10 protein-coding genes are annotated in these 11,825 nt (G+C 71.6%); all 10 read right to left on the reverse strand.

Annotated elements, in window-relative coordinates; genetic code table 11:
• From HWX39_RS17160 to HWX39_RS17205, 10 genes are read right to left on the reverse strand one after another with little or no spacing between them, the layout of a single operon-like run.
• The gene (locus tag HWX39_RS17160) at positions 1-1,080 is read right to left on the reverse strand and encodes an ABC transporter permease (RefSeq protein WP_175969186.1); all 1,080 of its coding nucleotides are present in this window, start codon (positions 1,078-1,080) and stop codon (positions 1-3) included.
• Positions 1,073-2,086 carry an ABC transporter ATP-binding protein gene (locus HWX39_RS17165; RefSeq protein ID WP_175969187.1) on the reverse strand — a complete coding sequence of 338 codons (1,014 nt, stop codon included), beginning with the start codon at positions 2,084-2,086 and terminating at the stop codon, positions 1,073-1,075. Before HWX39_RS17165 ends, HWX39_RS17160 begins: the two co-directional genes overlap by 8 nt.
• Positions 2,087-2,098: 12 nt before the next feature.
• Positions 2,099-3,172, reverse strand: coding sequence for a TauD/TfdA family dioxygenase (locus HWX39_RS17170; protein ID WP_175969188.1), 1,074 nt, complete (start codon positions 3,170-3,172; stop codon positions 2,099-2,101).
• 3 nt (positions 3,173-3,175) lie between these two features.
• Positions 3,176-3,838: a class I SAM-dependent methyltransferase gene (locus HWX39_RS17175; RefSeq protein WP_039347774.1), complete on the reverse strand. Its 663-nt coding sequence runs from the start codon at positions 3,836-3,838 to the stop codon at positions 3,176-3,178.
• A 35-nt stretch (positions 3,839-3,873) separates the two neighbouring features.
• A complete protein-coding gene (locus tag HWX39_RS17180) occupies positions 3,874-5,130 on the reverse strand; it encodes a citrate/2-methylcitrate synthase (protein WP_175969189.1) in 1,257 nt (418 codons plus the stop codon).
• Between the two features lies 1 nt (position 5,131).
• Entirely contained in the window at positions 5,132-6,982 is a 1,851-nt protein-coding gene (locus tag HWX39_RS17185; protein WP_175969190.1) for an acyl-CoA dehydrogenase, read from the reverse strand.
• Entirely contained in the window at positions 6,982-8,073 is a 1,092-nt protein-coding gene (locus tag HWX39_RS17190) for a hypothetical protein (RefSeq protein ID WP_175969191.1), read from the reverse strand. Before HWX39_RS17190 ends, HWX39_RS17185 begins: the two co-directional genes overlap by 1 nt.
• The gene (locus HWX39_RS17195; RefSeq protein WP_175969192.1) at positions 8,070-9,644 is read right to left on the reverse strand and encodes an acyl-CoA ligase (AMP-forming), exosortase A system-associated; all 1,575 of its coding nucleotides are present in this window, start codon (positions 9,642-9,644) and stop codon (positions 8,070-8,072) included. The genes HWX39_RS17190 and HWX39_RS17195 overlap by 4 nt, the downstream gene beginning before the upstream one ends.
• Before the next feature lie 24 nt (positions 9,645-9,668).
• Positions 9,669-10,844, reverse strand: coding sequence for a PLP-dependent decarboxylase (locus HWX39_RS17200; protein ID WP_175969193.1), 1,176 nt, complete (start codon positions 10,842-10,844; stop codon positions 9,669-9,671).
• On the reverse strand, positions 10,834-11,823 hold the full coding sequence (locus HWX39_RS17205) for a 3-oxoacyl-ACP synthase (protein ID WP_175969194.1): 990 nt from the start codon (positions 11,821-11,823) through the stop codon (positions 10,834-10,836). The genes HWX39_RS17200 and HWX39_RS17205 overlap by 11 nt, the downstream gene beginning before the upstream one ends.
• Between the last annotated feature and the right edge of the window lie 2 nt (positions 11,824-11,825).

Here is an 11,825-nt window from a genome sequence, read left to right on the forward strand (position 1 = left end):
TCAAGCGTCGTGCCAGCGGAACAGCCGCACGGCGGCGAACAGGAACAGCGCCGTGCTCGCGGTCATGCCGAGCAGTTGCGGCGCGAGTTGCGCATACGGGGCGCCGTCGACCAGCGCGCCGCGCAGCGCGACCGCGAACTGGTTGGTCGGCAGGAACGCGAGCACCGCCTTCAGCCACGCCGGCGCGTCGTGCATCGGGATCGTCAGGTCGCTGAAGAACAGCAGCGGGTAGTAGGTGACGTTGCAGGCGAGTTCGGCGGCGGCCAGCGATTGGGTGCGGCTCGCGAGCAGCACGCCGATGCTGAGCACCATCGCCGCGCCGAGCAGCACGATCGGCAACGCGCGCAGCCCGTCCGGCGTCGCGATCGGCAGCGCGATGCCGAACGCGACGCGTGCGACCGTCAGCAGCACGAGCGCCGACAGCGCCATCATCACCATCCGCGCGACGATCAGCGCGGCGAGGAACACGCCGCGCGAGACCGGGAAGCACACGTACAGCTTGAACGTATTGCGTTCGCGCAGCGACGCGATCGAGGTCGTCGTCGAATTGAGGCCGATCGCCATGAACGCCATCACGAGAATGCCGGTCGCGAAGAACGCGCCATAGTCGAACGGGCGGCGCGCCGGCGCCGCGTTCTCGTAGCGCACCTGCGCGGCGGGCACCCCGAGCCGCTGTGCGGCGCAGCGCGCGAGCGCGATCTCGACGACGCGCGACGCGGCCTTGACCGCGAGCGAGCCGTTGAAGTCGTAGCGGATCGTCGCGGGCGTGCGCTCGTCGGTGCCGAGCACGACGGTCACGCGATCGGCCGCCGCGCCGCGGCCGTCGAACGTTGCCTTCACCGTGTCGCTGTGCGAGAGGCTGGCGACGATCTGCGCTTCGCAGGCGCGGCTGTACGGCGTTGCGCCGCCGGGCACGTCGAACGCGATGTCGGCCGTGCCGAGCGAGCCCGAGCCGCCGAACGCGAACAGCATCACGCTCAGCAGGAACAGCGGGAACACGAGCGTCCAGAACAGCGACGAGCGGCTGCGCAGATAGCCGAGCAGCTCGTTGCGCACCAGGATCAGGAACACCTTAGTCATGGGAAGGGCCCTCGGTACAGAGGCGCAGCAGGTCGCCCGGCGTGCTCGGCGCGAGCGCGAGATGCTGGATGCCCTGTTCGCCGACGATCCGGTGCACGTTCGGATGCAGCGTCGCGTCGCCGAACACCTCGACGACATGCGTGGCCGATACGCGCACCCCGGTCACGCCCGGCAGCGCCGCGAGGCGCTTGCGCAGCGCGCGCGCATCGGCTTCGTCGCGGCAATGCAGGACCGCGCGCGCATCGCCGACCAGCTCGGCGCGCAGCGCGTTCTTGTCGCCCTGGTAGCGCACGCCGCCGTCGCGCACCCACACGAGATCGTCGACGACGGCGAGTTCCTCCTCCGCGTGGCAGATCATCGCCACGCTCGTGCCGCGTGCACGCTGGCGCAGCAGGTCGATCACGACGCCCGCATAGCGGCGGTCGAGGCCGGTGAACGGTTCGTCGAGCACGGCGAGTTCGGGCCGGTGCGCGAGCGCGACGTAGAGATCGACGCGCTGGCGCTGCCCCTTCGACAGCGCGCGGCAAGGCTTGTCGAGCAGTTCGGCGATGCCGAGCGCATCCGTGACCGCCGCATCCGTGCGCACGTACATCGCGCGGTGCAGCGCGACGATTTCCGACACGCGCAGATGGTCGGGATACTCGACCTTCTGCAATTGCGCGCCGATGCGCCGCAGCGACGGCGTATCGCGCATGAAGCGCGTGGCCGGCACGTCGAGCACGCGCACGTCGGTGCCGCCGCGCCGGAAGCCGAGCAGCGTCTCGAGCAGCGTGGTCTTGCCGGAGCCGTTCGGCCCGACGATCGCGGTGACGGCGCCGAGCCGGAACCGCACATGCCGTGCGGAAAAACGGAAATCGCCGGCCGCGACGTCGATCGCGCGCGCACCGAGCGCCGCGCCCGGCGCGTGCGCATCGGGCAGCGGCGGCGTGGCCGTGCGCAGCGGCCGGTCGAACGCGGTGTGCGGGCCGAATAGCGCGCGCACGGAGGCGAGGAACGAATCGCTCATCGTTGCATCCTGTCAGTCGAACAGCATGACCTGCGTGTCGCGCGCGCCCCGATACGGGTTGCGGCCGTGCGCGACCAGCATGTTGTCGACGACGAGCACGTCGCCGGCCTGCCACGGGAACGCGAGCTCCTCGTCGTCGAACGCGTCGTAGATCGCGACGAGATCGTCGAACGGCATCGGCGACCCGTCGCCGTAGCGGATCTCGTACGGGAACGCCGCGCGCCCGGCGTACATGCGTTGCAGGTAGCGGTAGCTGAGCTCGCCCATCGAACGCGGGTTCGGGTGTTGCGCGCTCGCCTGGTTGAACCACACCGTCTCGCCGGTGCGAGGATGCGTGCGCAGCGCGCTGCCGACGTGCGACACGGTCACGCTGCCGTCGTCGAGCCAGCGGCAGCCGACGCCGCGTTCCGCGCACAGCCGCTCGACCTCGTCGCGCTCGCACGTGCCGAACGCGTCATGCCACGGCCGGTGGTATTCGGCGAACGGCAGGTTCGGGTTGGCGGCGAGGCCGTCCGCGCGATCGCCGGGTGCCGCGAAATTGCGCAGGTACATCACGCCGCGTTCGGCGAACCGTTCGCGCAGCGTGGCCGGCACGCGCGCCGTCACGCGCCGCATGTCGCAGATCGGCGTCTCGCCGCCCGCGTCGGCCGGCAGCCGGCAATAGAATGCGACGAGGCGCGGGAACGCGGGCATGTAGGCCATCTCCTGGTGCAGCCCGATCTTGAACGGCGGCGGCATGCGGGTCGATTCGTAGACCTGGCCGTCGATCTGCTTGCGGGGCGCCGCGCCCGCCGTGTAGCCGTTCGCGTGCGCCGGATACAGCGCGCCGAGGCGGCCGAACGCGGCGGTGTCGGGTACCGCGAAGCCGCGCCACAGCAGCGCACCGCACGCGTCGAGCAGCGTGTCGATCGTGTCGAGCCGCGAGCGGTACCATGCGACGAACATCTCCGGCGAGGTCGCGAGTTCGGCGCTGCGCGGCGTCACGCACAGCGGCAGCGTCGCGCCGGGCGCGACCGCCGAGCAGTGCACGTCGTCGGCGCCGAGCCGCGCGGCGGCGTGTGCGGCGAGGAAGGCGAGGTCGGTCATCACTCAGGCCAGCGCCGGTTTCTTCAGCAGGATCTCGAAGCCGAGCGCGCCGAGCCCGGCGCTCGGGCTGTAGATCGACGCGACTGCCGCGAGACCGGCTTCGGCGACGAGCGCATGCGCTTCGTCGAGCGTGATCTTTTCCTCGACGTGGGTCGGCGGATAGTCGGCGGCGGCGCGCATCTCGGTGAAGCGGTCGAGCAGGTGCTGCGGCGCGTCGCGGCGCATGTCGTGGACGAGCGCGATGCCGCCCGGCTCCAGCACGCGATACATCTCGGTGAGGCTCAACGCCTTGTCGGGCAGGTGGTGCAGCGTCGCGCGGCCGACGGCCATCGTCAGCGTGCCGTCGTCGAACGGCAGCGCGAGCGCGTCGCCCACGCGCATCTCGATCGTGTCGTCGAGATCGAGTTCGTGGATGCGCGGGCGGCCTTCGTCGAGCATCGCCGGATCGAGGTCGATGCCGACGTAGCGCCAGCCGCGCATCGCCGGATCGGTCGCGAGCCGTACCGGCACGACGCCGGTGGCCGTGCCGATGTCGGCGATCACGCCGGGCGTCATCCCGCGCGCGAGCTGGCGGATGCGGCTGATGAACAGCAGGTCCCACGGTTCAAGCGTTTCGGTGGCGAAGCGATCGTAGTCGTTCGCCGGGCGCAGGTTCTTGAGCAGCATGACGTTCCTTTTGCTGAGTGCGGAGGGAGGAAGGTTCACAGCCAGCCGACCGGCACGGCGGCCAGCAGCCGTCGCGCGGTCGCGCTGTTGACGCCGAAGGCAGGGCGGCGCCGGCGTTCGACCGCATGCGCGGCCATCGCCGCGATGCGCGCGCCGAGCCCGACGCCGACGCCCCACGACGGTGCGGCGACACCGAGTTCGAGCAGCGTCGCGGCCGTCAGGAAATCGATGTTCGGCCGCAAGGCGCGGCGGGCGCCGGCTTGCGCGCAGCACGCGTCGAACAGCGTCACGTACGCGCCGTCGAAGCCTTGCGCCGCGAACCGCGCGCGCATGTGCGGCGGACGCGGGTCTGCCACGAACAGCGGATGGCCGAAGCCGTACAGCGTGTGCTTCGCGTCGAGCGCCGCATCGATCGCCGCGCGCCCGGCCGCGTCGAGCGCGGCGGGCGGTGCGTCGGCGCCGCCCGGGACCGACCGCGCGAGCGCGGCGAGCCAGTGCATCGCTTCGAGTGCGGCGCCGACGTGGGACGGTCCGCTCGCGAGGAAACCGGATGCGATCGCCTGCGTGAGCGTGACGCCGGTGCCGATCGCGACACGCGGCGCGAGCACGGTCGGCGTGATGTAGCCGAAGCCGGCGTGCCACGCGACGAGCAGCATGTCCATCGCGGCTTGCGCCGGGGCATCGGTGCGCGTCGCGCCGGTCAGCACGAGCATGCGTTGTGCGTGGTTCGACGTGGCGGCGAGCGCTGCGCCGGCTGCGTCGTCGCGCACGGCGAACGGGCGGCCTTCGATCGCCGCGTGCAGCAGGAACGGCGCGGCGGCCGCGCACAGCAGCATCGTGTCGAGATCGGCGTCGCCCGGCGCTTCGCCTTGCATGCGGGCCGTCACGTCGTCGAAGCCGCGCAGCAGGCCGGATGCGGCCGCGAACACCGGCGCGACGCCTGCCGCGCCGAGATCCGCTGCGACGGATTGCGCGGCCGAGCCGGGCGCCAGTGCATCGGCGAACGCCGCGAGCCGCGTGCCGATTGCCGCCTCGTGCGTGCGATGCGCGGCGCTGCCGGGCGCGACGTCGAACCACAGGTGCGCGAGCGCGCCTTCGAACGTCGTCGCGCCGATCAGCGCGTTCAGGTCGAGATCGCGCACGCGCAGCGCTTCGGGTTCGAGCGTTGCGCCGTCGAGGTCGGTGCCGCGATGGCGAGTCGCCGGGCGGCCGAGCAGGTTGCGCGGCGCGTCGCCTGCCGCGGGGCGCGTGGCGGCCGAGGCTGTCGCGCCGGAGTCGAGGGTCGTATCCATGTCATTCCACCTGCGCGAGTTCTTCGCTGCTGACGCTGATCGCCGCCTGCGCCATCGCGGCGATCACGGCCGCGTGCTGGTCGACGACGGGCAGCACGTTCGCGAAGTAGTAGCGCGCGCTTTTCAGCTTGCCGCGATAGAACGCGAGTTCGGCGGGCGTGTCGGCGGTGTCCGGCGCGTCGAGCCGGCGTGCGGCGATCGTCGCCGATTCGAGCAGCACCCACGCCGACGTGACGACGCCGAACATCTCGAGAAAGCGCGTGTAGAACTGGCTGCTGCGATGCGTGTGGCCGTCCTGCACGTCGCGCGCGATGTCGTCGAGCGCGGCGGCGATGCGGTCGGCGCCCGCGCGCAGCGCGTCGAACAGCGGGCGCAGCTCCGCATGCGTGCCCGCGTGATGCTGGCGTGCAAGGAACGCATCGAGCTCGTCGCGGTAGTACTGGATCAGCCGCGAATGACGGCCGAAGCCGAGCTTGTCGCGCACGAGGTCCTGCGCCTGGATGTAGTTCGTGCCTTCCCAGATCGACAGGATCTTCACGTCGCGCGCGTTCTGCTCGACGGGGCTCGCATCGGTATAGCCGAGCCCGCCGTGCACCTGGATCGCGGTTTCGCAGATCCGCCATGCCTGGTCGGAGATGAACGCCTTGCAGATCGGCGTCAGCAGCAGCTGGAGCTTGCGATGGCGCTCGATCTCGGCCGGATCGGCATCGGGCGTGGCTTCGAGCATCGCCGCGCGCGTCGCGGTCGCGGCGAGCTTGCCGAGCAGGCCGCGGCAGCCGTCGACGCGGCTCTTCATGTCGACGAGCATGCGCTGCACGTCCGCGTGCTCGACGATCGCGACGCGTGCGGCGTGGGTGTTCGACGCGCGCTCGATCGGCCGGCCCTGCAGCCGGCGCCCCGCATACTCGACCGCATGCAGGTAGGCACTCGACGCGACGCCGACGCCGAACATCCCGGTGCTCATCCGCGCCTGGTTCATCAGCGGCATCAGTTGCAGCAGGCCGACGTTGCGGCGGCCGCCGAGCAGCCAGCCTTTGGTCGTGCCGTTCGCGCCGAACACGAGATGCGTGTTCGCGCAGCCCTTGAGCCCCATCTTGCGCGGCAGGCCGATGCAGTCGACATGGTTCGGCTGCAGTTCGCCGGTTTCCTCGTCAGGCCAGAAGCGCGGCACGACGAGGCACGACAGCGAGAACGAGTCGGGCGACGCGGTGTCGATGCGGCCGAGCACGAAGTACAGCGTGTTCTCGGTCAGCTCGTGCATGCCGGCCGAGATGTAGACCTTCTCGCCATCGATCGCATAAATGTCGCGTTCGAGCGGCGTCGCGCGCAGCGCGACCGCGGTGAGGTCGGTGCCGGCCTGCGGTTCGGTCGCACAGAAGCAGGCGTCCCAGCGGTACGCCTCGAGCGGCGCGATCAGCGCCTTCTGGTGCGGCGTGCCGTGCATCTGCAGCAGCTTGATCGCGGGGCGCGTGAAGCCGCCGTACGTCATGAACGACGGGTTCGCGCCCATGAACATCTCGTAGATCATCTGCGTGACGATCGGCGGCAGCCCGTGCGCGGTGCCGAACAGCGTGTTCGACCATTCGTCGCGAAACCGTGCCCACAGCGCGTGGAAGTGCGACGGAATGCGCACCTGGCCGTCGTCGAGCAGCGTGCAGCCTTCGACGTCCGCCTGCTGGTAGCTGCGGCCGAGATCGAGCGCGAAATCGCGCGCACGTTCGAGCAGCGCATCGATCGACGCGCGGTCGTGCGTGCCGTACAGGCCGTGTTCCGCCAGGAACCGCTTGTCGGCCTCGAACAGTTCCCACAGAAAGAAGCGCAACTCGCGCAGGCTCACCTTGTAGGCGCTCATCACGCGTCTCCTTCGATATCGAGTGCGGCATCGAGGCCGCCGGCGAGGTCGACGACGGCCGCCGCCGCCGCGCCATGCAATGCCGCATCCCACACGAGCACCGTGCGGCGTTCGCCTTCGTCGAGCGCGCCCGCGAGCCGGATCAGCGCGGCGGCCGATTCGGCCGACGACAGGTGGCCGGCGGCTTCATGCTGGATGCGGGCGGCGACCGGGATCGATGCGGCGTCGGCCACGCGCGCCGCGAAGCCGGGGTCGAAGCCGGGCGGCACGCACCAGTCGATCTGGCCGGCGCGCAGCCCGGCCATGTCGAGCGCGCGGCGGATCGCGCGCGCGGCGACCGGTGCGAGCGCGTCGCGTAGTGCGACCGGCGCGTCGGCCCACGGATCGGCGATCGACGGCCCGAATTCGATCGCGACGGACCGCACGCCGCCCCAGTCGGCCGGTTCCGGCGCCGGGCCCGCGCGCGACACGAGCAGCGCGGCCGCCGCGTCGCCGTAGCCGACCAGGTCGCCGAACTGGCGGAAGAACGGATAGAGCCACTTGTCGCTGAGGATCACGAGCGCCTGGTCGCCTTCGTCGAGCAGCCCGTCGAGCAGCATCAGCGCCGAATACCAGCCGAGCGTGCCGTTCTGGCCGAGCGCGAACGGCGTCACGCGCTGCAGGCCGAGCTCGTACTGCATGCGGCCGACGACCGAGTCGCCGATGCCTTCGTTGAGCGCGCAACTCGCGACGATCACGTGGGTCGTGCGGGCCAGCTGCCCGGAGCCGAGCTGGTCGCGCAGGTCGAGGGCCGCGTCGGCGGCCAGGTCGGCGAGACTGCGCCCGGGCGGCGCGACCCGCAGCGTGGGCCGGCCGCCCGGCGCGAGGCGCGTGCTTTCGTCGGGCGTCAGCGCCCCCATGCCGCGCGGCCGCGCGAAGCGTGCCTGCGGCAACAGCAGGTGCCGGTAGCCGGGATGGCGTTCCTGGGCCTGGATCGCGCTGAACACCACGGCGGGCGGCAGCACCACGACGCCGCCGGACAGGGCCAGCGTGCCGGGCTCGGCGACGCGGCGCGCGCCGAGGCAGGTTTCATCGAGCGTCGACAGGGTCATGCGGCGGTCTCCTCGTTCGTGCGCGCGAACGCGTCGCGATACTGGTTTTTCAGCGCGGGGCGGTCGATCTTGCCGTTCGGGTTGCGCGGCAACGCCGGCAGCGGCTCGACGACGAGCGGGCTCATGTAGGTCGGCAGCGCGTCGCGGCAGGCGCGCGCGATGTCGGCGCGGCATGCGTCGGCGTCGAGCGTCGAGACGACGCACGCGGCGATCGCTTCGCCGAGCGATGCGTGCGGGACGCCGAACACCGCCGCTTCGCGGATGTGCGGCAGCGCGAACAGCACGTCCTCGACTTCGGTCGGGCTGACGCGATAGCCGGACGTCTTGATCATGTCGTCGCCGCGCGCGACGAAATACAGGTAGCCGTCCGCGTCGCGCCGCACGATGTCGCCGGACCACACGGCGACGTCGGGGCGCGGGATCTCGCCGTGCCGGCGCGGCAGCGGGCGAAAGCGCTGCGCGGTCAGCTCGGGCCGGTTCCAGTAGCCGAGCGTGACGAACGCGCCGCGATGCACGAGTTCGCCGGGTTCGTCGGCCGCGCATTCGCTGCCGTCCGCGCGCAGCACGAGGATCTCGGCGTTCGGCACGGCCTTGCCGATCGACGTCGGGCGCAGCGCCGCGTCGGCGGGCGGCAGGTAGGTCGAGCGGAACGCTTCGGTCAATCCGTACATCAGGTAGGGCGCGGCGTGCGTGAACAGCGCCTGCAGGCGGTGCAGCAGCGGCGTCGCGAGATGGCCGCCGGTATTCGCGAAGCGGCGGATCCGCGTGCGCGCCGAGTCGCTCCAGCCGGCGGACGCGAGCTGCATCCACAACGGCGGCACGCCGGTGATCGACGTCACGCCGAACGCGTCGCAATGGCGCGGCACTTCCGCAGGCTGCAGGAAGTCGAGCGGTGCGTAACACGCGCCGGACGCCAGCGCGGTCGTGAGCTGGCTCAGGCCCGCGTCGAAGCTGAGCGGCAGCACGCCGAGCACGACGTCGTCGGCGGCCAGCCCCTGGTAAGCGGCAACGCTGTACGCGCCGGACACCAGGTTGCGGTGCGACACGACCACGCCTTTCGGCTTGCCGGTCGAGCCGGACGTGTAGAGCAGCGCGGCGGGATCGTCGTCCACCGGCCGGCCGGCGAGCGCCTGCGCCGGCGTATCGGCGCCGGGAGCGTCGATCGCATCGGCCAGTTCCTCGATCAGCATCGCGCGCTCGCCGACGAGCGCGGCGAGCGCCGGCAGGCGCTTCAAGCGCTGCGCGCCGGTGATGAACAGCGCCGCGCCGCTGTCGACGACGATGTGTTCGATCTGCGCTTCCTTCAACTGCGGATTGACCGGCACGAAGATCGCGCCGAGCGTGTTGGCCGCGAGCATCGCGACCACGGTTTCAATGCGTTTCGGCGCGTAGATGGCGACGCGCTCGCCGGGCTGGACGCCGCGCGATGCGAGCGCGGCTGCCGCGCGCCGAACCGCGCGCGCAAGCTGTTCGTAGGTCATCGTGCCGGCGCCGTCGGCATACGCGGGATGCTGCGGCCAGCGCGCGGCGCCGTGTTCGAGCAGGTCGGCGACGCTGATCAGGGCGTTCATGATCGGCTCCTCTGTCTGGGTGGTCTAGGCGGGCCGCACGTACACGTGCGCGGCGTCGTGGGACAGGAAATGCGCCATCGAATACGTGCGGTGATACGCGCCGCAGCGCGCGAACACGGCGATGTCGCCCACCTGCGGCGGTGCGCCCGTGTCGTCGCGGCCGATCACGTCCGCGCGGCTGCAGGTGCTGCCGACATAGATCGTCGGCACGCCGCGTACCGGCGGCGCTGCCGTGCGGCGCACGAGCGATGGCGCGGCCAGCCGGCGCATCACCGATTCGGTCTGCGCAAGCAGGAACGCATGCGACAGCCCGCCGTCGCAGACCGCGATCGTGCGGTCCTGCCACGTCTTGACCGCGACGACGCGCGTCGCGAACACACCGGCATCCGCGAAGATTGCGCGGCCGGATTCGTGTGCGAGCGAGTACTGGCCGGCCAGCGGGGCGAGCGCGGCGGCATAGCGTTCGAACGCGGCGTCGCCCGGATGATCGTCGGCAAAGCCGCCGCCGAGGCTCAGCGACGCGAGGGGGGCGCCGTTGGCGGGCGCGAGGTCGCGGGCCAGCGCCGCGAGCCGTTCGGGCAGCACGAGCGTGTCGGGCTGCGTCGCGTCCTGGCGGATGAACGAATGCGGGCCGGAGAACACGTGCAGCCCGGCCACGGCCAGGCCGGCGGCGGCGAGCGTGCGCACCGCGCCGTGCGCCTCGTTCGGCGTCATCCCGAAGTGGTCGTGCCACAGCGCGCGCGCATCGTCGCCGGCCAGCGCGCCGGCGTTCACGCGCAGCAGGACCGGGCCCGGCGCGCTGCCGCCGGCCGCCGCCTCGCGCGCGAGCGGCACGAAGCGGGCGACCGCGTCCGGGTTGTCGAACACGAAATGACAGCGCGACGCGAGCCCGGCGCGCATGAACATCTCGTCCATCGACGGGTTGTTCAGGTAGCGCGGCGTCTTGATCCGGCCGATCACCGCGTCGAGTTCGCCGCGGCTCGCGAGTTCGACGCCGTCCTCGTACGCATGCGCGCAGCGGGCGAGCATGTCCTGGTTCGGGTTCGCCTTCAGCGACACGATCAGCCGGGTGCCGAGCCGCGCCTTCAGCGACCGGTAGCGCGCGATCGCGACTTCCGGCTCGTACACGTAGCACGGCGTGCGCAGGTCGGCGATCCACGCGTGGTCGCCGGCGGGCGGAAGCGGGCGCTCAGGCGTCATGGCGACCCACCGGATGGAGCGTCGCGGCCGCGTACGCGCCGCAGTTGGACTGCATCACGCCGAGCACGCGTTGCCCGCGCGCGACCGCGTCGAGGCCGACGTCGGCCAGGTTGATCGGGAAATCCGAGCAGCACGCATGGCCGCGCGCATGGATGTTTTCCGCATAGAGCCGCTCGGCCGGCACGCGCATCGCGCGGCACAGCGCATTCCAGCCGGGCAGGTCGGCGTTGTGCGGCAGCACGAGTTCGTACGCATCGAGCGCATGCGGCTCGAGCGCGACCGCCGCGTCGATCGCCTTGCGCGTGTACGGCCACTCCATCATGATCAGGTCGGCCTCGTTCGCGGCGACGGTATCCGAGCCGCGATGCCATTTCGCATGCGTCTCGATCGCGATGCCGCCGAGCCGGTTCTTCGTGCTGTTGCGCGCGATCAGCATCGCGGCCGCGCCGTCGCACTGCACGCCGGTCATCTGCCGCATCCGGTAGTCCTCGCCGTACACGCGGTCGGACGACACGATGAGCGCCGCGTCGAGCTGCGGATGGCGGCGCATCAGCGCGCGCACCGTCTCGATGCCCGCCGCGACCGACACGCAGTTCAGCTGCGCGACCGAGCCGAGCCACAGCGGCTCGATGCCGAGCTCGGCGGCCAGCTCGTGCGGCAGGCTGCGCGGCGCGGGCGGCACGCTGAACTGCTGTGTGTGCACGTGCACGATCGCGCCGATGTCGGACGGATGCACGCGCGCGGTGTCGAGCAGGCGGCCGGCCGCCGCGATCGCGAGATCGGTCTCGCTCGTGTCGAGCGCCATGTGGAAATAGCGGCTGCCCGAGTGTGCGATCGCCGCGGCCCGCTGCGCCGGGTAGTCGCGCTCGGCGGCCCAGGCCTCGATATCGACGGGCAGGCCCGGCAGCTCGTAGGCCGCCGCGTCGATGCCGATCCAGAAGCCGGCGTCGCGGGATGCTTGGGAGGCGTTCGTCGTCATGG

This window comes from Burkholderia sp. BCC0322, assembly GCF_902833045.1.
Taxonomy (GTDB): Bacteria; Pseudomonadota; Gammaproteobacteria; order Burkholderiales; family Burkholderiaceae; genus Burkholderia.

Bases quoted from the DNA above. Each gene is read 5' to 3' on its own strand.
- HWX39_RS17160 (WP_175969186.1), bottom strand. From the start codon at position 1,080: ATGACTAAGGTGTTCCTGATCCTGGTGCGCAACGAGCTGCTCGGCTAT.
- HWX39_RS17165 (WP_175969187.1), bottom strand. From the start codon at position 2,086: ATGAGCGATTCGTTCCTCGCCTCCGTGCGCGCGCTATTCGGCCCGCAC.
- HWX39_RS17170 (WP_175969188.1), bottom strand. From the start codon at position 3,172: ATGACCGACCTCGCCTTCCTCGCCGCACACGCCGCCGCGCGGCTCGGC.
- HWX39_RS17175 (WP_039347774.1), bottom strand. From the start codon at position 3,838: ATGCTGCTCAAGAACCTGCGCCCGGCGAACGACTACGATCGCTTCGCC.
- HWX39_RS17180 (WP_175969189.1), bottom strand. From the start codon at position 5,130: ATGGATACGACCCTCGACTCCGGCGCGACAGCCTCGGCCGCCACGCGC.
- HWX39_RS17185 (WP_175969190.1), bottom strand. From the start codon at position 6,982: ATGAGCGCCTACAAGGTGAGCCTGCGCGAGTTGCGCTTCTTTCTGTGG.
- HWX39_RS17190 (WP_175969191.1), bottom strand. From the start codon at position 8,073: ATGACCCTGTCGACGCTCGATGAAACCTGCCTCGGCGCGCGCCGCGTC.
- HWX39_RS17195 (WP_175969192.1), bottom strand. From the start codon at position 9,644: ATGAACGCCCTGATCAGCGTCGCCGACCTGCTCGAACACGGCGCCGCG.
- HWX39_RS17200 (WP_175969193.1), bottom strand. From the start codon at position 10,844: ATGACGCCTGAGCGCCCGCTTCCGCCCGCCGGCGACCACGCGTGGATC.
- HWX39_RS17205 (WP_175969194.1), bottom strand. From the start codon at position 11,823: ATGACGACGAACGCCTCCCAAGCATCCCGCGACGCCGGCTTCTGGATC.